Genomic DNA, 18,985 nt, shown 5'->3' with positions numbered 1-18,985 from the left:
GGCCCCGGCACGGGCGGCCCCGGCACGGGCGGGACCCCGGTGCGGGCGGCCCCCGGTCGGGGTGTCCGAGGCGCCCGTTAATCTCGGGGCGAGACCAAGCGCAAGCGAGCGGAGACGTACATGTGGCCGGGTAACGAGCTGGAGCAGGTGCTCGGGGCGGCGCTCGGACAGGCGGACGCCGGGGGGCGGATCGTGGAGGTCCTCGGGCGGAGCCACCTGTGGATCCCGCTGCCCGGAGGCGTGAACAGCCTGAGCCTGCCCACCATGGAGATCGACGGCGCCGCCTACGTGCCCGTCTACAGCTCCGAGGAGCAGTTCCGCGCCTGCGTCGGACCCGCCATGGACTTCGCCGTGGCCCCCGCCGTGGACTTCGCCCGGGGCCTGCCCCCGCAGCTCGGCATCGCGGTCAACCCCGAGGGCTCGGTCGGCGTGCCCCTGCCCCCTCCGGCCGTCGCGGAGCTCTGCCGCACCGGCCGCGGCCCGCTCGACGGCACCGCCACCGGCGGCCGGGTCCGGCTCTTCGAGCCCGACTGGCAGGAGGACCCGGTCGAGTTCCTGACCGCGGCCGCCGAGGAGTTCCGGGCCACCGGAGTCGTCGCCTCCGCGCACCGCTGCCTCGCCAGCGTCGAGGGCGGCTCGCCGGAGCTCTACGTCGGAGTCCACCTGGTGGGATGGGAGCCCGACATGCGAAACGCCCCGATGGAGGCGCTGGGCCGCGCCCTGACCCGCGTACCGCCGCCCTGGCCTGTGCAGTTGATTCTGCTCGACGCCGCCGAAGACCCGGTCGTCGACTTCATCACCACGCGCGTACGCCCCTTCTACCTGCCGTAGTGACGCTTAAGCTGGTGGCCGACACGCGTGGACGACGGGCGGACGAACAGACGAAGAGGGGTACCGGGTGAGTGCGTCAGGCACGGCCGCGGTCGGGCAGGTCGAGCACATGCTGCGCCAGGTGACTCCCGGGCGCTACGAGAGCTACGAGTCCCTCCTGCACGCCCTGGCCGAGGGGCGGCTGTGGATGCTCCTCTGGCAGGGGCAGCCCGGCTCCCCGGAGGCCCAGTACGGCGGCATGGAGGTCGAGGGCATCGGGTACGCGCCCTGCGTGACCTCCCCGCAGGAGCTGGCCGTCAGCGGCTGGAACCGCGGGTACGAGGTGGTCACCGGCCGGGACATCGCCCGCGCCCTCTACCCCGACCGCTGGGGGCTGTGGCTCAATCCGCACGCCCAGGGCGGCGGCGTCGGCATTCCCTGGGCCGACCTGCGCCGGATCGCCACCGGGCTCGACCGGATGCCGGCCGGCCCGCTGCGGCTGTCCGAGCCCGCCATCGAGCTGCCGCAGTTCTACGGGCTGCTCACGCAGCACGCGCACCGCACGCCCGCCGTCCGTTCGCTGCGCCGCGCCTGGGTGCAGCCCGCGCTGGGGTCCCCGTACCTCGCCGTCGGGCTCGACCTGTACGACGCCTCCGCGCACGCGCTGGAATCCGTACGGGAGATGATGCGCCAGTCGGTCGGAGCGGTCCCCGAGGGAGTGCCCGTCTGCACGGTCGCGCTGGCGGACGAACACGATCCGGTGGCGATGTGGCTGCGGGCGCAGACCCGCCCCTTCTACGACCGCGAGGGACAGGCGCCCGCCTACTGAGGCGCTCGGCGGGACATCCCGCCGGGGCGTCCCGATCGTTGAGACATAGGGTCCAAGGCCGCACGGAACAGTCGTTCCGTGCGGCCTTTGCGTTGTCCTGATTTCGACGTTGATGTACGCCCAATAGGCATGCTCGTAGGCCGAGTTGGGCGCCATGTCCGATTCCCTACCGAACGGGGTGTCTTGCTCCGCTGAGACGACAGTGAAGTCCGGATAACGGGAACTCGACCCTCAGATCACGGTTGCGCATCCATTCACCTGCGGGTCTGGCGGCTGATCGAGCGCCCGATGAAGACTCCCCACCCAAGAGCGGGTCAGTCCTCCGGCGGTTGCCTGGGTTTGCCCCGCCTCAGGAAATTCGCTTGTCCGTACCTCGCACTCCGAGCGCCACTCCGCACCAACGCCGCCACAGCGGCGGGCATGGGCCGGCCCACCCGTCGGCCGAGAGGGGTCCCCACCACGATGACGGCACCACTGCACGACATGAGCGCGGAGACACCCGCACCCGTGTCCGTAGCCGACGTCCCCGCCAAGGCCATCGAAGGCCGCTCGCCCGGCCGCATCGCCTGGATGCGGCTCAAGCGCGACAAGGTCGCGCTGGCCGGCGGTTTCGTCGTGCTCCTGCTGATCCTCGTCGCACTGTTCGCGCCGCTGATCGTCAGCGCGTTCGGCCACCCCCCGGAGGAATTGCACGAAGACCTGCTGGACCCGCTGCTGGGCCTGCCGGCCGGCGACTACGGCGGCATAAGCGGCGACTTCCTGCTGGGCATCGAACCGGTCAACGGCCGCGACGTGTTCAGCCGCATCGTCTACGGCGCCCGCATCTCGCTGCTGGTCGCCTTCCTGTCCGCCTTCGTGGCGGTCTCGCTGGGCACCTTCTTCGGCATCGTCGCCGGCTACTTCGGCGGCTGGGTCGACGCGGCCATCAGCCGGGTCATGGACCTGCTGCTCGCCTTCCCGCAGCTGCTCTTCATCATCGCGCTGGTCTCGGTCGTCCCGGCCAAGCTCTGGGGCTTCGAAGGATCGGGCCTGCGGATCGCCGTACTGGTCCTGGTGATCGGCTTCTTCGGCTGGCCCTACATCGGCCGCATCGTCCGCGGACAGACCCTGTCGCTGCGCGAACGGGAGTACGTCGAAGCGGCGCGGAGCCTGGGCGCGGGCCGGATGTACATCCTCTTCCGCGAGCTGCTCCCGAACCTGGTCGCGCCGATCACCGTCTACGCGACGCTCATGATCCCCACCAACGTGCTGACCGAGGCCGCGCTCAGCTTCCTGGGTGTCGGCGTCAAGCCGCCCACGCCTTCCTGGGGCGAGACCCTCTCGACGGCCGTGCGGACCTATGAGGACGACCCGCTCTTCATGATCTTCCCCGGCATGGCGATCTTCATCACCGTGCTGGCCTTCAACCTCTTCGGCGACGGCGTCCGCGACGCCCTCGACCCGAAGGGCTCCCGTTAGCCGTCCCCGCAGGTCATCCCGCAGGGCACCCGTAGGTCAGAACCGCAGGGCACACCGGAACCCGGCTTCGTACCGGAATCACAACGGAGGGTTGCGAGCATCGTGACTACCCATCGCATGTCCAAGCGCAGGCTCGTCGCCGGCACGGCCGTCGTGCTCGCGACGATGCTGTCCGCGACCGCCTGTGGCGGCGACGACGGCAAGGGGAAGGAAGACAAGCCGGCAGCGTCGGGCGGCTTCAACGCCGCCATCGGCAAGGTCGCCAACGCTTCCACCAAGGCGGGCGGCGAGCTGAAGTTCGTCGGTACGCAGGAAGCCGACTCGTGGGACCCGCAGCGCGGCTACTACGGCTTCATGTGGGACTTCTCCCGCTACTACACCCGCCAGCTCGTCAGCTTCAAGGCGGAGCCGGGCTCCAAGAGCACCGAGCTCGTCCCCGACCTGGCCACCGCGAACGCGGAGATCGGCGACGGCGGCAAGACCTACAAGTACACCCTCAAGGACAACGTGACCTGGGAGGACGGCACCCCCGTCACCGCCCAGGACATCAAGTACGGCATCGAGCGCACCTGGGCCCAGGACGTCATCTCCGGCGGCCCGGTCTACCTGCAGCAGGTCCTCGACCCGAAGCTCGAGTACCCGGGCCCGTACAAGGACCCCAGCGCGGACAAGCTCGGCCTGAAGGCGATCGAGACCCCGGACGCGAAGACCATCATCTTCAAGCTCCCCGCGCCCAACGGTGACTTCGAGCAGATGCTGGCCATGCCGGCCGCCAGCCCGGTCAAGCAGGAGAAGGACACCGCGGCCAAGTACGGCCTCAAGCCCTTCTCCAACGGCCCGTACAAGATCGACTCGTACGAGCCCAACAAGAGCATGAAGCTCTCGCGCAACACCAACTGGAAGCCCGAGTCGGACACCATCCGCAAGGCGCTCCCGGACTCCATCTCCGTCACGTTCATGGCGAACGCGGACGACATGGACAAGCGCCTGATGAACGGCGAGTTCGACCTGGACATCAACGCGACCGGCATCGGCCAGGCGGCCCGCGCCACCGCGCTGAAGGAGCACAAGGACAACCTGGACAACGGCCAGACCGGCTTCATCCGGTACGCCGTGATGCCCCAGACCGTCGCGCCGTTCGACAACATCGAGTGCCGCAAGGCCGTCATCTACGCGGCCGACAAGAAGTCCCTGCAGACCGCCCGCGGCGGCCCGCAGGCCGGTGGCGACATCGCCCCCAACATGCTGCCGCTGGGCATCAAGGGCGCTGACGGCAAGTACGACCCGTACGAGGTCCTGAAGAACGACGGCAAGCCGAACGTCGACAAGGCCAAGGCCGCTCTGAAGGCCTGTGGCAAGGAGACCGGCTTCAAGACCACCATCGCGGTCCGCAACAACAAGCCGGTCGAGGTCGCCACGGCCGTCTCCCTGCAGAACGCCCTGAAGCAGGTCGGCATCGAGGCCCAGATCGACCAGTTCGACGGCGCCCAGACCTCCGGCATCATCGGTTCGCCGAAGGTGGTCAAGGAGAAGGGCTACGGCATCATCATCATGGGCTGGGGCGCCGACTTCCCGACCGGTCAGGGCTTCTCCCAGCCGCTGGTCGACGGTCGCTTCATCCTGCAGAGCGGCAACAACAACTTCTCCGAGCTGAACGACCCGGCGATCAACGGGCTGTTCGACCAGGCCATCGCCGAGACCGACCCGGTCAAGGCCGGCGACATCTACAAGCAGATGAACCAGAAGGTCTCCGAGGCCGCGGTCTACCTGCCCTTCGTCTACGACAAGACGATCTCGTGGCGCAGCAGCCGTCTGACGAACGTCTACACGTCGGACGCGTACAACGGCCGGTACGACTACGCCTCGCTCGGCGTCCAGTAAACAAACCGTCCGATTCAGTTCCAGTGCCACACCCGCTAGGCACGAAGGGCAGGTGATGGCCGCGGCGGCGGCTCGGGGGCGCTCTCCAGAAGAGGGCGTCCCCGGGCCGCGGCCAGGCCGAGCGCAGTGCTTGCATATCTCATCCGGCGGATCTTCGCCGTCATCGTCATGCTGTTGGTCATCTCGCTGGTGACCTTCGGAATCTTCTTCCTCTTCCCGAAGATGATCGGGACGGACCCGGCCCTGTACTTCGTCGGCAAGCAGTCCGACCCCGCCGCCATCGAGGGCATCCGGCAGAAGATGGGTCTCGACGACCCGATCCTCGTCCAGTTCGGCAAGTTCGTCGTCGGGCTGGTGGCGGGTCGCACGTACGCCAACGGCAACGACGTCACGCACTGCGCCGCGCCCTGCTTCGGCTACTCCTTCAAGAGCGAGCAGGAGGTCTGGCCGCTGCTGACCGACTGGCTGCCCGTCACCCTCTCGCTCGCCGCCGGTGCCGTCGTGCTCTGGGTGATCGGCGGTGTCGCCGCCGGCGTCATCTCCGCCCTCAAGCGCGGTACGGTCCTGGACCGTTCGGCGATGGGCCTCGCCCTCGCCGGCGTCTCCCTCCCGATCTACTTCACCGGCATGCTCGCCATCGCCTTCTTCTCCGACCAGCTCGGCTGGTTCGGACGGCCGGAGAAGACCTTCGCCGAGGATCCGGGCACCTGGTTCAACGGCATGGTCCTGCCGTGGATCTCGCTCGCCTTCCTCTACGCGGCGATGTACGCGCGACTCACCCGCGCGACCATGCTCGAAGTGCTCAACGAGGACTACATCCGCACCGCGCGCGCCAAGGGGCTGACGGAACCCGTCGTCATCGGCAAGCACGCGATGCGCTCGACCATGACGCCGATCCTGACCGTCCTGGGTCTCGACCTCGGCGCGCTGATGGGCGGCGCGGTCCTCACCGAGTACACCTTCTCGCTGCACGGCCTCGGCTACAGCGCCGTCCGCGCCATCAGCGAGCACGACCTGCCGGTCATTCTCGGCATCACCCTGATCTCCGCCTTCTTCGTCGTCGCGGCCAACCTCGTCGTCGACCTCTTGTACGCGGTGATCGACCCCCGAGTGAGGCTGTCATGACCGATTCGACGACGCCCGCCGTGACGGGCGCACTGAACGAGCCCGTCGCCTCCGGCGCGCCCGGCACCGCGTTCCTCGACGTACGCGACCTCAAGGTCCACTTCCCCACGGAAGACGGCCTGGTCAAGTCCGTGGACGGGCTCTCCTTCACGCTGGAGAAGGGCAAGACCCTCGGCATCGTCGGCGAGTCCGGCTCCGGCAAGTCGGTGACCTCGCTGGGCATCATGGGCCTGCACCGGGTCGGCCAGTACGGCCGCCAGCGGGCCCGGATCTCCGGGGAGATCTGGCTCGACGGCAAGGAACTGCTGTCCAGCCCCGAGGAAGAGGTCCGCAAGCTGCGCGGCCGGGAGATCGCGATGATCTTCCAGGACCCGCTGTCGGCGATGCACCCCTACTTCACCGTGGGCAAGCAGATCGCCGAGGCCTACCGGGTCCACAACAAGGCGGACAAGAAGACCGCCCGCAAGCGGGCCGTCGAGCTCCTGGACCGCGTGGGCATCCCCGAGCCGCACAAGCGGGTCGACAGCTACCCGCACGAGTTCTCCGGCGGCATGCGCCAGCGCGCGATGATCGCGATGGCGCTGGTCAACAACCCCGAACTGCTCATCGCCGACGAGCCCACCACCGCCCTGGACGTCACCGTCCAGGCGCAGATCCTCGACCTGATCCGGGACCTGCAGAAGGAGTTCGGCTCCGCGGTCATCATGATCACGCACGACCTCGGCGTGGTCGCCGAGATGGCCGACGACCTCCTCGTGATGTACGGCGGCCGGTGCGTGGAGCGGGGCAGCGCGGAGAAGGTGTTCTACGAACCCCGGCACCCGTACACCTGGGGCCTGCTCGGCTCGATGCCCCGCATCGACCGCGAGCAGACCGAGCGCCTCATCCCGGTCAAGGGCTCGCCGCCCAGCCTGATCAACATCCCGAGCGGCTGCGCCTTCAACCCCCGGTGCCCGTACGCCGACCTGCCCAAGGACGACGTCACGCGGACCGTACGGCCCGAGCTGTCCCTGGTCGACACCTCCGCGGAGGGCGCCGGCCGACACTGGGCCGCCTGTCACCTCTCCCCGGAGCAGCGGGACCGGATCTGGACCGAAGAGATTGCGCCGAAGCTGTGACCGACATGACTGCGCCCGACAACAGCAAGAACGAGACGGCCGTCGTCCCGGCCCAGGCGGTGGCCTCCCCGGAGCCGCTGCTCAGGGTGACCGGCCTGGTCAAGCACTTCCCCATCTCCAAGGGACTGCTGCGCCGCCAGGTCGGGGCCGTGAAGGCCGTCGACGGGATCGACTTCGAGGTCTACCCCGGTGAGACCCTCGGCATCGTCGGCGAGTCCGGCTGCGGCAAGTCGACCATGGGCCGACTGATCACCCGGCTGCTCGAACCGACCGGCGGAAAGGTCGAGTTCGAGGGCAAGGACATCACGCACCTGAGCGTGTCCGGCATGCGCCCGATGCGCCGCGACGTGCAGATGATCTTCCAGGACCCCTACGGCTCGCTGAACCCGCGGCACACGGTGGGCACCATCGTCAGCGCCCCGTTCAAGCTCCAGGGCGTCGAGCCCGAGGGCGGCCTCAAGGCGGAGGTCCAGCGCCTCCTTTCCCTGGTGGGCCTCAACCCGGAGCACTACAACCGCTACCCGCACGAGTTCTCCGGCGGCCAGCGCCAGCGCATCGGCATCGCCCGCGCACTGGCCCTGAAGCCGAAGCTGGTGGTGGCCGACGAGCCGGTCTCCGCCCTGGACGTCTCCATCCAGGCCCAGGTGGTCAACCTGCTGGACGACCTCCAGCAGGAGCTCGGCCTCACGTACGTGATCATCGCGCACGACCTGTCGGTCATCCGGCACGTCTCGGACCGGATCGCGGTCATGTACCTCGGCAAGATCGTCGAGCTCGCGGACAACAAGTCCCTCTACACGGCGCCCATGCACCCGTACACCACGGCCCTGATGTCGGCCGTCCCGGTGCCGGACCCGCGCCGGCGCGGAGCCAAGAGCGGCCGCATCCTGCTCAAGGGCGACGTCCCCTCGCCGATCTCCCCTCCCTCCGGCTGCCGCTTCCACACCCGGTGCTGGAAGGCGACCCAGGTCTGCACGACGCAGGAGCCCCCGCTCATCGCGCTGAAGACCGGCCACCAGGTGGCCTGCCACCACCCGGAGAACGCCCCCGACCAGGCCCCGGGCGACCCGGCCCTGCCGGGCGCGGCGGACGCGGTGGCGAAGCCGACGGACTGACGGAACGCCGGCGGGGCAGAACCAGCCCCGCCGGCACCGCCGGGCAAAATCAGCCCCGCCCGCGCACGGCGCCGCGGGGCTCATGAGGCCCGTGCGGGCCGACTGTTCACGGCGCCGCCCCGCAAAATCAGCCCCGCCGGCGTTTGAGGCGCGGGGGTTCGGGGGCGGAGCCCCTGACGGCGGCGCCGCACCAGGCCCACGGCCCGCAGCCGCACGGGGTGCGGTCCCGACCTGGTGGGGCCCGCCCCCTCGGGGAACCGGGGCCGCGCCCCACCCGTTCCGGCCCGCCGCCGGGCGACCGGCAGAATGTTCCCGTGATCCACGATCTCTTCCCGCCCGGAGTCCAGCACACCTTGGACCTCATGGGCATCTTCGTCTTCGCCACGGCCGGCGCCCTGCTCGCCGTACGCAAGAACTTCGACGTCTTCGGCATCGTCGTCCTCGCGCTCGTCACCGCCCTCGGCGGCGGCCTGTTCCGCGACATCGTCATCGGCGCCACCCCCGCCGCGGCCTTCGGCGACCTCGGGTTCTTCGTCACACCGCTGGTCGCCGCCGCGCTCGTCTTCTTCCTGCACCCCGAGGTCCAGCGCATCAACCGCGCTATCAACGTCTTCGACGCGGCCGGCCTCGGGCTGTTCTGCGTGACGGGTACGACCAAGGCGTACGAGTACGGCCTGGGCCTCACCGCGTCCGCCGCGCTGGGCCTGGCGACCGCCGTCGGCGGGGGCGTGCTGCGCGACGTCCTCGTCAACGAGGTGCCCTCGCTGCTGCGCGACCGCGAGATGTACGCCGTGCCGGCCGTCATCGGCGCCTCGATGGTGGCGCTCTTCATCAGCTTCGACAACCTGAACGCCATCACCACGGGCCTGGCGATCGTCACCACCTTCGTGCTGCGGCTGCTGGCCATCCGCTACCACTGGCGCGCGCCCCTCGCGTGGAACCGCCGCTCGTCGGTGTCGGAGGAGCCGTAGCCCCGACCGGTGCGCCGTAGCGGCCGCCACACCAAGGAAAGCTACCGCTTAGTAGGGCTCGGGTGTACGGTCGTTCCATGTCACACGCAGCTGCCAAGGCGTCCATCGGCGACAGCGAGTTCGACCGCGACACCACCGTCACCGCCCGCGCGGGCGAGCCCGGGGTGTACGACGCGGACCTCTCCGCCGGGTGGACGATCATCACCGCCGTCAACGGCGGCTACCTCCTGGCCCTCGTCGGCCGCGCCCTGTCGGCGGCCCTGCCGCACCCGGACCCCTTCACGGTCTCCGCGCACTACCTGACCTCGTCGGTCCCCGGCCCCGCCGTGATCCGCACCGAGGTCGTACGGGTCGGCCGCACGCTCTCCACCGGGCAGGCCTCCCTGTTCCAGTTCGACGAGAGCGGCGCCGAGATCGAGCGGATCCGCGTCCTGGCCTCCTACGGGGACCTCGCGGCGCTCCCGGACTCCGTCCACACCACGGCCCTGCCGCCCGTCATCCCGGCCTACGAGGACTGCCTCGGCCCCGAGGCCGGCCCGGCCCCCATCCCCGGCAGCTCGGCGATCGTGGACCGGCTCCGGCTGCGCCTGGACCCGGCGACCGCCGGCTGGGCCATCGGACAGCCCTCGGGCAAGGGCGAGATGCGCGCCTGGTTCGAGCTCGCGGACGGCCGCGAAGCGGACCCGTTCTCCCTGCTGCTCGCGGTGGACGCGCTCCCGCCGACCTCCTTCGACCTCGGCCTGCTCGGCTGGACCCCGACGGTGGAACTCACCACCCACATCCGCCACCGGCCCGCGCCCGGTCCGCTCCGGGTGTCGATCACCACGCGGAACCTCGCGGGTGGCTTCCTGGAGGAGGACGCGGAGGTCTGGGACTCGGAGGACCGACTGGTGGCCCAGTCCCGTCAGCTGGCGAGCGCTCCCCGCGTGGTCGCCCCTTCCTGACGCGGAGCGCGCACCGCCACGCGGGTGCGGGTGGTTCGGCTCTGCGGGGGCGGAGTTCCCCTACCCGCCCTTCGCCCGTTCCCCGGGCGCTGCCCGGACCCGGTCCTCAAGCGCCGGACGGGCTGGAAGATCCAGCCTCGCCGGCGTTTGAGGCGCGGGGTCCGGGGCGGAGCCCCAGGGGCTCGGGCGCAGCCCGGGGCCCGACGGGTCAGGGCGGAGCCCTGGGAACGGTGGAAGGGCGGGTAGGGGACTTCGCCCGCCCCGAGCGACGGGTCGCCGCGGAGGCCGGGGGTCCGTCAGGGGGGTGGAAGGGACCGGCTGGGGAACCCGGGTGCGGGGGACTCGTAGAATCGGGGGATCATGGCCTACCTCGACCACGCCGCCACCACCCCGATGCTGCCGGAGGCCGCTGCGGCGATGACCGCGCAGTTCGCCGTCACGGGCAACGCGTCCTCCCTGCACGCCGCCGGCCGCCGCGCCCGCCGCACCGTCGAGGAGGCCCGCGAGGCCCTCGCCGACGCCCTCGGGGCCCGTCCGAGCGAGGTGGTCTTCACCGCCGGCGGCACGGAGGCCGACAACCTCGCCGTCAAGGGGCTCTACTGGGCCCGCCGCGACGCCGACCCCGCCCGGACCCGCGTCCTCGCCAGCCCCGTCGAGCACCACGCCGTCCTCGACGCCGTGCACTGGCTCGCCGAGCACGAGGGGGCGCAGGTCGAGTACCTGCCCGTGGACCGCTACGGGCGCGTGCACCCCGACGCCTTCCGCGAGGCGATCGAGCGCAACCCCGAGGACCTCGCCCTCGCCACCGTCATGTGGGCCAACAACGAGATCGGCACCGTGATGCCGATCGCCGAACTGGCCGCCATCGCGCGCGAGTTCGGCGTCCCGCTGCACTCCGACGCCGTCCAGGCCTTCGGCCAGCTCGACGTCCGCTTCGGCGACAGCGGACTCGCCGCCATGACCGTGAGCGGCCACAAGGTCGGCGGACCGTACGGGATCGGCGCGCTGCTGCTCGGCCGCGACCAGAGCCCCGTACCCGTCCTGCACGGCGGGGGCCAGGAGCGGCACGTCCGCTCCGGCACCCTCGACGTCCCGGCCATCGCCGCCTTCGCGGTGGCCGCGGTCCTCGCCGCCGAGCGGCGCGAACAGTTCGCCACCGAGATCGGCGCCCTGCGCGACCGGCTCGTCGCCGCCGTGCTCCGCGAGGTCCCCGACGCGGTCCTGGGCGGAGACCCCGACGGCCGGCTCCCCGCCAACGCCCACTTCAGCTTCCCCGGCTGCGAGGGGGACTCCCTGCTGCTCCTGCTCGACGCCCAGGGCATCGAGTGCTCCACCGGTTCCGCCTGCACGGCCGGCGTGGCCCAGCCCAGCCACGTGCTGCTGGCCACCGGCACCGACCCGCGCCTGGCCCGGGGGACCCTGCGCTTCTCCCTCGGCCACACCTCCACGCAAGCCGACGTGGACGCGGTCGCCGCGGCCATCGGCCCGGCCGTGTCCCGCGCCCGCACGGCGGGGCTCAGCTAGTGCCGTGACCGGGAAGGAAGGGCCTACGCCGCCGCCGCGCCGGCCTCGTTGACCATGCGGAGGTAGCGGCCCCAGTCCCAGTGGCGGCCGGGGTCCGTGTGGTCGGCTCCCGGCACCTCGGAGTGGCCGAGGAAGTGTTTGCGGTCGGCGGGTATCCCGTACCGCTTGCAGACGTCGGCGGCGAGCCTCGCCGAGGCCCCGTACATCGCGTCCGTGAAGTCCTCTCGCCGGTCCACGAACCCGACGTGCTCGATGCCGATGCTGCGCTCGTTCATGGAGCGGTTGCCCGAGTGGAAGGCGACGTCGAGCTCGCGCACCATCTGCTCGATGTGGCCGTCCTGGCCGACTATGTAGTGCGCCGACGCCCGGTGGAAGGGATTCCTGAAGGCGTCCACCGAGGACTTGAAGCCGCCCTGCGTGACATGGACCACGATCCGGTCCACCCGGTAGTCCGCGGGCCGGTCCGCCAGCCGCCAGTTCGCCGGAGAGGCCGCCGTCCAGGAAGCCCCCGCGTGGTCCAGCTCGCCCTCCTTCCTCGGCTTGGAGACCCCCGGCACCAGCCACCAGGCCCGCCCGATCTCATCGCGCCCGGCGACCGCCGCGGCCGTCAGCACCCCGAGCCCGCCGAACAGCACCGCCCTGCGGGTCCGCCCGGGCCGTCCCTTGTTGCCCGTACCGCCCTTGTCGCTCTTGCTCCCCATGGTGATCCACCCCCTGTCACCGAGAACGCGCTGTGACCCCGCTCGGTTCCCCCGTACCCTGGACGGTGCTATGACTGAGAACCTGCCGAGCGTCCCCCGCCCCCTCCGCGTCCTGGCCGCCATGTCCGGCGGTGTGGACTCCGCCGTCGCCGCCGCCCGCGCGGTCGAAGCCGGGCACGACGTGACCGGCGTCCACCTCGCCCTGTCCGCGAACCCGCAGTCCTTCCGGACCGGAGCCCGCGGCTGCTGCACGATCGAGGACTCCCGCGACGCCCGCCGCGCCGCCGACGTGATCGGCATCCCGTTCTACGTCTGGGACCTCGCCGAGCGGTTCCGCGAGGACGTCGTCGAGGACTTCATCGCCGAGTACGAGGCCGGGCGCACCCCGAACCCCTGCCTGCGCTGCAACGAGAAGATCAAGTTCGCCGCGCTGCTCGACAAGGCCCTCGCCCTCGGCTTCGACGCCGTCTGCACCGGCCACTACGCCACCGTCGTCCTGAACGAGGACGGCACGCGCGAGCTGCACCGCGCCTCCGACATGGCCAAGGACCAGTCCTACGTCCTCGGCGTGCTCGACGAGAAGCAGCTCGCCCACGCCCTCTTCCCCCTCGGCGACACCCTCACCACCAAGGAAGAGATCCGCGCCGAGGCCGAGGAGCGGGGGCTGGCCGTCGCGAAGAAGCCCGACAGTCACGACATCTGCTTCATCGCCGACGGCGACACCCAGGGCTTCCTCGCCGGCCGCCTCGGCAAGGCCGAGGGCGACATCGTCGACGAGGCCACCGGTGAGAAGGTCGGCACCCACGAGGGCGCCTTCGGGTTCACCATCGGCCAGCGCAAGGGCCTGCGGATCGGCCACCCGGCCCCCGACGGCAAGCCGCGCTACGTCCTCGACATCTCCCCGGTGAACAACACCGTCACCGTCGGCCCCGTCGAGGCCCTCGACGTCACCGCCCTCACCGCGATCCGCCCCCGCTGGTGCGGCTCCACCGCGGCGGCCCCGGGCACGTACACCGCGCAGCTGCGCGCCCACGGCGGCGAGACCGAGGTCTTCGCCGAGCTGGTGGAGGGCGAACTGCGCGTCCGCTTCTCCGAGCCCGTCCGCGGCGTGGCCCCGGGCCAGGCGATCGTCCTCTACGACGGCACCCGCGTGGTCGGCTCCGCCACGATCTCCGCGACCACCCGGGCCACGGCGTCCGCGACCGCGACCGCGACGGCCTAGTCGGGCCGCCCGGTCAGACCACCGTCAGGACGATCTTGCCGGTGGTCCGGCCCCGCTCGCCGATCTCGTGCGCCTTCGCGGCCTCCGACAGGGGCAGGACGGTGTCGATGAGCGGGCGGAGCTCGCCCTGCGCCACGAGCGCGGCGATGGCCTTCAGGCCCGCCAGGTCCGGCTCGACGAGGGTCCAGCCGGTCCGGAAGCCCTCGGCGTCGGCCGGTACGTCGTCCGGGCCGTTCAGGGTGATCAGGTGCCCGCCCGGGCGCAGCACCTTCAGGGAGCGCGCCCCGTAGTCGCCGCCGATGGCGTCGATCACCACGTCCACGTCCGAGACCACGTCTTCGAAAGCGGTGGTCCGGTAGTCGACCAGCTCGTCGGCCCCGAGCGAGCGGAGCGCCTCGTGCTTGGCGGCGCTGGCGGTGCCGATCACGTACGCGCCGAGCGCCTTGGCGATCTGGACGGCGAAGTGCCCCACGCCGCCCGCCGCCGCGTGCACCAGGACCCGCTGGCCCGGCCGCACGCCGGCGGTGTCGTTCAGCGCCTGCCACGCCGTGAGCGCCGCCAGCGGCAGGGCCGCCGCCTCGACGTGGTCGAGCGTCTCGGGCTTGCGGGCGAAGTGCCGGGCCGTGGCCGTCACGTACTCGGCGTAGGCGCCCGCCTGGTGCGGGAAGCGCGGCATGCCGAAGACCTCGTCGCCCGGCTGGAAGACGGTCACCCCGGGTCCGACGGCCTCGACCGTGCCGGACACGTCCCAGCCGACGGCCGGGACCGGGCCCCAGGGGATGAGGGCGCCGCTGGCCCGGGTCTTCCAGTCCACCGGGTTCACCCCGGCCGCGTGGACCCGTACCAGGATCTCGCCCATGCCCGGCTCCGGCCGGTCCAGCTCGGTCTCGGTCAGTACCTCGGGTCCGCCCCACTGGCTGACGACGATGGCGCGCATGTGTTTCTCCTCAAGTGTGTCCGGACGTGTGTCCGCTGTTGCTGCCGGACCAGCTTCGTTCCCGGAGCGAGGCCATGGTGTTGGCCGTACGGCCACCCTGTGACAGGATCTGGCCATGCACAGGATCGCCGTACTCGCCCTCGAAGGCGTCCCTCCGTTCGAGCTCGGGATGCCGTCCCGGGTGTTCGGCAACGCCGTCGACGACTCCGGGAAGCCGCTCTACGAGGTGACCGTCTGCACCGTCGACGGGCAGCCCGTGACCAGCGACGCGGGCTTCACGGTCGGGGTCTCGGCGGGGCCCGAGGCCCTCGCGGCCGCCGACACGGTGATCATCCCGCCGACCAACGTCATGATGGCGCTGGAGCAGGGCGTACCCCTGCCCCGGCCGCTCGCCGACGCCCTCGCCGCGATCCGCCCCGGCACCCGGCTGGTGTCGATCTGCACCGGCACCTACGTGCTCGCCGCCGCCGGCCTGCTCGACGGCCGGCCCGCCACCACGCACTGGATCAAGGCGCCCGCCTTCCAGCGGGCCTTCCCGCGCGTCAAGCTCGACGAGGACGTGCTCTTCGTCGACGACGGGGACATCCTGACCTCCGCCGGGGTCGCCGCCGGCGTGGACCTCTGCCTCTACATGATCCGCCAGGACCACGGCACGGCCGTGGCCAACCGCGCCGCGCGGCTGTGCGTCGTACCGCCGTGGCGGGACGGCGGCCAGGCGCAGTACATCGACCGGCCCGTCCCCGAACCCACCGTCGCCACCACCACGGCCACCCGGGCCTGGGCCCTGGAGCGCCTCGGGGAGCCGATCGCCCTGGCCGAGCTGGCCGCCCACGCCCGGATGAGCCTGCGCACCTTCACCCGCCGCTTCCGCGACGAGGTCGGCATGACCCCGGTGCAGTGGCTCACCGGTCAACGCCTGGAAGTGGCACGCCAGTTGCTGGAGACCAGCGATCTCCCCGTCGACCTGGTCGCCCACCGCTCCGGCTTCGGCTCCGCGAACTCGCTGCGCCAGCACATGCGTTCCGCACTCGGCATCTCCCCGATCGCCTACCGGCGCACCTTCCAGCCGAATTCGGCTGCTCCTGCGCACCACTGACGCAGGCTCAGGTCGTCAATGCCACTGACCGATGACCTGCCAGGTAATCGCCTTGGGGGCAACCGGAAGGCAGGATCGGACCGACAAGCCGATCCGCAGGGAAGAAGAGGCCCGAGATGACCGCCTACGCCATCGCCCACATACGCCCCGAGACCATGCACGAGGACGTCCTGCGCTACATCGAGGAGATCCAGGCCACCATGGACCCCTTCGAAGGCCGCTTCCTCGTCCACGGCAAGGAGGTCGAGGTCGTGGAGGGCACTTGGCCCGGCACGATCGTCGTGATCGCCTTCCCGGACCTGGAGCGGGCCCGCGCCTGGTACGCGTCCGCCCCCTACCAGGCCCTGATCCCGCTGCGCGCCGACCACATCGCGGGCGACATCATCCTCGTCGACGGGGTCCCGGCGGACTACGACGCCTCGAAGACGGCCGACCGCCTCCGCGAAGCCGCCGGGCTCTGACCGTGGGCAACCGGGCCGTCTTCGTGATCGCCGGCCCCGCCGGGCCGACCCGTCACCACTCGTCCTTCGGAGCGATCGGCCTGGACCTCGACCTGCTGGCCGGCCCGGACGTGGCCCTGCCCTTCCTCCGTGACCACGCACCCCAGGACGGCTGGTACGACGACGGCATGGTCGAGGCGGGCGTCCTCGCCGACCCGTCCCGGCGGCTCCTGCTGCTCTTCGCCTGGGAAGGGCCCGCCGCCTCCTCGCGCACCCGGGCCGCCACCCTGGAGCTGCTGCGGTGCGCGTGGCCCGGCTGGGAGGTGCGGTGGCTCCACGACGGGCAGGCCGGCCTGCGTGCCCACCTGGGCCTCGACCCACGGGAGGAGTCCCGCGACGTGTACCCCGGCCCGGCGCTGGAGGTGGACGGCGAGGAACTGTCCGACCCGGACCCGCTCGTGGCGGTGGTCACCATCGGCCCCGGGCCCGGCCGCTGCCACCTCCTCGCAGACATCGACGACCACCCCGTCGAGGAGGGGCCCGCCCTGCTCGAACGGCTCCGGGACGCCCCGGACCACGGGAGCCACCGGTCGTGGGCCGATGCCGGGATCCACGTCGACCCGGAGCGGCGGCGGGTCGGCTGGTGGCTCAACACGGCCCGGGACCGGGCCCGTACGGTCGGCGGCCGATGGCCCGGCTGGACCGTGGAGTTCTGGGAGGACCGCTGGTCCGAGCACCGCGCGGCCTGCGGCGGGCGCTTCGACCCGCCCGCGTCGGACCGGGCGGCCGCGCTCGTCGAGGTACGGGACCTGGCGCTGGAGCGGTGGGCCGGGCCGCGCAGCGACGCGCGGGCCGCGCTGGTCGCCCGGCTCCCGCACGTCCCCGTCGGCCGGGGCTTCGCACCCGCCGTTCGGGTCGCCACGGCAGCCGCCGCCCGCACCGCGATCGAGAGGGCGTACCGCGAGGCCGCCGGTCCGTGACGACGGGCGCGGATCGGGGGACCGGCACCGTGCGCCGGACCGGGCTGCCGTGCCCCGGTCGCCGGTACCCGGTCCGCTGGGGTTCGGACGGTTGGACCGGGGGCCCGGCCCGGATGCGAGCATGGGCGCTATGGCTACTCACCTGATCACCGGCGCCGGCTCTGGCATCGGTGCCGCCGTCGCCGCCCGGCTGCACGCCCGCGGCGACGACCTCGTCCTGCTCGCCCGCGACGCCGCCCGCGCCCGGCAGCTCACCGACCGGTACCCCGGATCCAGCGCGCTCGTCGGAGACCTCGCCGACCCCGACCGGCTGTCGTGGGCCTTCTCCAAGCAGGCGATCCCGGAGCGGATCGACTCGCTCCTGCACATCGCCGGCATCGTGGACCTCGGCCCGGTGGGGGAGCTGCGCCCCAAGACCTGGCACCAGCAGCTCAACGTCAACCTCATCGCCCCCGCCGAGGTCACCCGGCTCCTGCTGCCGACCCTGCGTGCCTCCCACACCACCATCGTGTTCGTGAACTCCGGCGCCGGGCTCGCCGCCCACGCCGACTGGAGCGCGTACGCCGCCTCCAAGCACGGGCTGAAGGCCCTCGCCGACTCCCTGCGGGCGGAGGAGAAGGAGAACGGCATCCGCGTCACCTCCGTCTACCCCGGCCGCACCGCCACCCCCATGCAGGCCAAGGTCCGCTCCCAGGAGGGCGAGTCCTACGACGCCGCCGACTGGATCGACCCCGAGTCCGTCGCGACCACCATCGTGATGGCCGTCGACCTGCCCCGCGACGCCGTGGTCACCGACCTCACCGTCAGGCCCGGCCGATGAGCGCGAGCCGCCCCGGCGGAGCCACCGGAGTCGGCTCGCTGCCCGGCGGCGACGCCCGCGAGGCCGCCAAGACCGTCACCGGCTCCTTCGAGGAGTTCCCGTACCTCGCCGAGCTGCCCGCCCGCGGCCCCGGCGCGGACATGATCGGCCGTTCCCTCGGGCTGCTCGTGGACATGTACGCGCACGTCGAGCCCAGCGGCTGGCGGATCAGCGACCGCCCCGGCCGCGACAGCAAGCGGGCCCGCTCCTGGCTCGGCGAGGACCTGGACGCCCTGGAGGAGTTCACCCAGGGGTACCAGGGCCGGCTCAAGGTCCAGGCCGTCGGGCCGTGGACGCTGGCCTCCTCCCTGGAGCTGCACGGCGGCGAGGCCGTCCTCCAGGACCCGGGCGCCTGCCGGGACCTGGCCGGGTCCCTCGCGGAGGGCGTGCGCGAGCACCTGGCCGACGTGCGCAAGCGGATCCCCGGCGCCGAGATCGTCCTCCAGTACGACGAGCCCTCGCTCACCGCGGTCCTCCTCGGGCGGGTGCGCTCCGCCAGCGGCTACCGCACGTACCGCGCCGTCGACCGGCAGGTCGTCGAGGGGACGCTGCGCGAGCTGTTCGCCGTCCACGACGGCGAGGTGATCGTCCACTCCTGCGCCCCCGAAGTGCCCTTCGGACTGCTGCGACGCGCCGGGGTCTCGGGCGTGTCGTTCGATTTCTCCTTGCTCACCGAGCGCGAGGATGACGCCATCGGGGAAGCGGTCGAAGCCGGTACGAAACTCTTCGCCGGAGTGGTGCCCGGGACCGACGGCCCGCTGTCGGACCCGGGCGGTAGCGTCATGGGTGTCAGGAAGCTCTGGCGCAGGCTGGGGCTGACCCCGGGGACTCTGGCGGAGTCCGTCGTGGTCACCCCGGCGTGCGGTCTGGCGGGCGCTTCGCCCGCCTACGCACGGGCGGTTCAGGCGCACTGCGTCAGGGCGGCGAGGTCGCTCGCCGACAACCCTGAGTGATGGATCGAGACGGGTCACGGGA

18 protein-coding genes are annotated in these 18,985 nt (G+C 71.7%); 16 read left to right on the top strand and 2 right to left on the bottom strand.

Annotated elements, in window-relative coordinates:
* Positions 1–120 precede the first annotated feature (120 nt).
* From OG276_RS10535 to OG276_RS10490, 10 genes are all read left to right on the top strand, one after another.
* On the top strand, positions 121–831 hold the full coding sequence (locus OG276_RS10535; protein WP_266904231.1) for an enhanced serine sensitivity protein SseB: 711 nt from the start codon (positions 121–123) through the stop codon (positions 829–831).
* Between the two features lie 67 nt (positions 832–898).
* Positions 899–1,639 (top strand): enhanced serine sensitivity protein SseB C-terminal domain-containing protein, encoded by a 741-nt coding sequence (locus OG276_RS10530; protein ID WP_266904229.1) that lies wholly within the window; start codon positions 899–901, stop codon positions 1,637–1,639.
* Between the two features lie 462 nt (positions 1,640–2,101).
* Entirely contained in the window at positions 2,102–3,097 is a 996-nt protein-coding gene (locus OG276_RS10525) for an ABC transporter permease (RefSeq protein ID WP_266904227.1), read from the top strand.
* A 117-nt stretch (positions 3,098–3,214) separates the two neighbouring features.
* Positions 3,215–4,978 (top strand): ABC transporter substrate-binding protein, encoded by a 1,764-nt coding sequence (locus OG276_RS10520; protein WP_266912678.1) that lies wholly within the window; start codon positions 3,215–3,217, stop codon positions 4,976–4,978.
* Positions 4,979–5,104: 126 nt separating this feature from the next.
* Entirely contained in the window at positions 5,105–6,103 is a 999-nt protein-coding gene (locus OG276_RS10515) for an ABC transporter permease (RefSeq protein ID WP_266904225.1), read from the top strand.
* Entirely contained in the window at positions 6,100–7,221 is a 1,122-nt protein-coding gene (locus tag OG276_RS10510) for an ABC transporter ATP-binding protein (protein ID WP_266904223.1), read from the top strand. Before OG276_RS10515 ends, OG276_RS10510 begins: the two co-directional genes overlap by 4 nt.
* Positions 7,222–7,226: 5 nt before the next feature.
* The gene (locus OG276_RS10505) at positions 7,227–8,336 is read left to right on the top strand and encodes an ABC transporter ATP-binding protein (RefSeq protein ID WP_266904221.1); all 1,110 of its coding nucleotides are present in this window, start codon (positions 7,227–7,229) and stop codon (positions 8,334–8,336) included.
* Between the two features lie 314 nt (positions 8,337–8,650).
* A complete protein-coding gene (locus tag OG276_RS10500; RefSeq protein WP_266904219.1) occupies positions 8,651–9,307 on the top strand; it encodes a trimeric intracellular cation channel family protein in 657 nt (218 codons plus the stop codon).
* A 77-nt stretch (positions 9,308–9,384) separates the two neighbouring features.
* Entirely contained in the window at positions 9,385–10,251 is an 867-nt protein-coding gene (locus OG276_RS10495; RefSeq protein WP_266904217.1) for a thioesterase family protein, read from the top strand.
* A 360-nt stretch (positions 10,252–10,611) separates the two neighbouring features.
* Complete coding sequence (locus tag OG276_RS10490) at positions 10,612–11,775, top strand: cysteine desulfurase family protein (RefSeq protein ID WP_266904215.1); 1,164 nt, start codon at positions 10,612–10,614, stop codon at positions 11,773–11,775.
* Between the two features lie 23 nt (positions 11,776–11,798).
* On the opposite strand, the gene OG276_RS10485 is transcribed toward OG276_RS10490, so the two are convergent.
* Positions 11,799–12,476 carry an N-acetylmuramoyl-L-alanine amidase gene (locus OG276_RS10485; RefSeq protein ID WP_266904213.1) on the bottom strand — a complete coding sequence of 226 codons (678 nt, stop codon included), beginning with the start codon at positions 12,474–12,476 and terminating at the stop codon, positions 11,799–11,801.
* Between the two features lie 70 nt (positions 12,477–12,546).
* On the opposite strand from OG276_RS10485, the gene mnmA reads away from it, so the two are divergent.
* Positions 12,547–13,698 carry a tRNA 2-thiouridine(34) synthase MnmA gene (gene mnmA / locus OG276_RS10480; RefSeq protein ID WP_266904211.1) on the top strand — a complete coding sequence of 384 codons (1,152 nt, stop codon included), beginning with the start codon at positions 12,547–12,549 and terminating at the stop codon, positions 13,696–13,698.
* A 13-nt stretch (positions 13,699–13,711) separates the two neighbouring features.
* Here the strand turns inward: mnmA and OG276_RS10475 are convergent, their stop codons facing one another.
* Complete coding sequence (locus OG276_RS10475) at positions 13,712–14,635, bottom strand: NADP-dependent oxidoreductase (RefSeq protein ID WP_266904209.1); 924 nt, start codon at positions 14,633–14,635, stop codon at positions 13,712–13,714.
* A 115-nt stretch (positions 14,636–14,750) separates the two neighbouring features.
* On the opposite strand from OG276_RS10475, the gene OG276_RS10470 reads away from it, so the two are divergent.
* From OG276_RS10470 to OG276_RS10450, 5 genes are all read left to right on the top strand, one after another.
* Positions 14,751–15,731, top strand: coding sequence for a GlxA family transcriptional regulator (locus tag OG276_RS10470; protein ID WP_266904207.1), 981 nt, complete (start codon positions 14,751–14,753; stop codon positions 15,729–15,731).
* A gap of 116 nt (positions 15,732–15,847) precedes the next feature.
* A complete protein-coding gene (locus tag OG276_RS10465) occupies positions 15,848–16,192 on the top strand; it encodes a DUF1330 domain-containing protein (protein ID WP_266904205.1) in 345 nt (114 codons plus the stop codon).
* Positions 16,193–16,194: 2 nt separating this feature from the next.
* Entirely contained in the window at positions 16,195–17,151 is a 957-nt protein-coding gene (locus OG276_RS10460; RefSeq protein ID WP_266904203.1) for a hypothetical protein, read from the top strand.
* A 130-nt stretch (positions 17,152–17,281) separates the two neighbouring features.
* Positions 17,282–17,971 carry an SDR family oxidoreductase gene (locus tag OG276_RS10455; RefSeq protein ID WP_266904201.1) on the top strand — a complete coding sequence of 230 codons (690 nt, stop codon included), beginning with the start codon at positions 17,282–17,284 and terminating at the stop codon, positions 17,969–17,971.
* Positions 17,968–18,963: a methionine synthase gene (locus OG276_RS10450; RefSeq protein ID WP_266904199.1), complete on the top strand. Its 996-nt coding sequence runs from the start codon at positions 17,968–17,970 to the stop codon at positions 18,961–18,963. The genes OG276_RS10455 and OG276_RS10450 overlap by 4 nt, the downstream gene beginning before the upstream one ends.
* The last annotated feature ends 22 nt before the right edge of the window (positions 18,964–18,985 follow it).

The sequence above is a fragment of the Streptomyces sp. NBC_00086 genome, from assembly GCF_026343255.1.
GTDB lineage: Bacteria > Actinomycetota > Actinomycetes > Streptomycetales > Streptomycetaceae > Streptomyces.
Note: the sequence above shows the minus strand (reverse complement) of the source record. Positions and strands in the feature narration are given on the sequence as shown.

Bases quoted from the DNA above. Each gene is read 5' to 3' on its own strand.
- OG276_RS10495 (WP_266904217.1), top strand. From the start codon at position 9,385: ATGTCACACGCAGCTGCCAAGGCGTCCATCGGCGACAGCGAGTTCGAC.
- OG276_RS10470 (WP_266904207.1), top strand. From the start codon at position 14,751: ATGCACAGGATCGCCGTACTCGCCCTCGAAGGCGTCCCTCCGTTCGAG.
- OG276_RS10520 (WP_266912678.1), top strand. From the start codon at position 3,215: ATGTCCAAGCGCAGGCTCGTCGCCGGCACGGCCGTCGTGCTCGCGACG.
- OG276_RS10450 (WP_266904199.1), top strand. From the start codon at position 17,968: ATGAGCGCGAGCCGCCCCGGCGGAGCCACCGGAGTCGGCTCGCTGCCC.
- OG276_RS10465 (WP_266904205.1), top strand. From the start codon at position 15,848: ATGACCGCCTACGCCATCGCCCACATACGCCCCGAGACCATGCACGAG.
- OG276_RS10510 (WP_266904223.1), top strand. From the start codon at position 6,100: ATGACCGATTCGACGACGCCCGCCGTGACGGGCGCACTGAACGAGCCC.
- OG276_RS10455 (WP_266904201.1), top strand. From the start codon at position 17,282: ATGGCTACTCACCTGATCACCGGCGCCGGCTCTGGCATCGGTGCCGCC.
- OG276_RS10535 (WP_266904231.1), top strand. From the start codon at position 121: ATGTGGCCGGGTAACGAGCTGGAGCAGGTGCTCGGGGCGGCGCTCGGA.
- mnmA (WP_266904211.1), top strand. From the start codon at position 12,547: ATGACTGAGAACCTGCCGAGCGTCCCCCGCCCCCTCCGCGTCCTGGCC.
- OG276_RS10490 (WP_266904215.1), top strand. From the start codon at position 10,612: ATGGCCTACCTCGACCACGCCGCCACCACCCCGATGCTGCCGGAGGCC.
- OG276_RS10505 (WP_266904221.1), top strand. From the start codon at position 7,227: ATGACTGCGCCCGACAACAGCAAGAACGAGACGGCCGTCGTCCCGGCC.
- OG276_RS10475 (WP_266904209.1), bottom strand. From the start codon at position 14,635: ATGCGCGCCATCGTCGTCAGCCAGTGGGGCGGACCCGAGGTACTGACC.
- OG276_RS10525 (WP_266904227.1), top strand. From the start codon at position 2,102: ATGACGGCACCACTGCACGACATGAGCGCGGAGACACCCGCACCCGTG.
- OG276_RS10485 (WP_266904213.1), bottom strand. From the start codon at position 12,476: ATGGGGAGCAAGAGCGACAAGGGCGGTACGGGCAACAAGGGACGGCCC.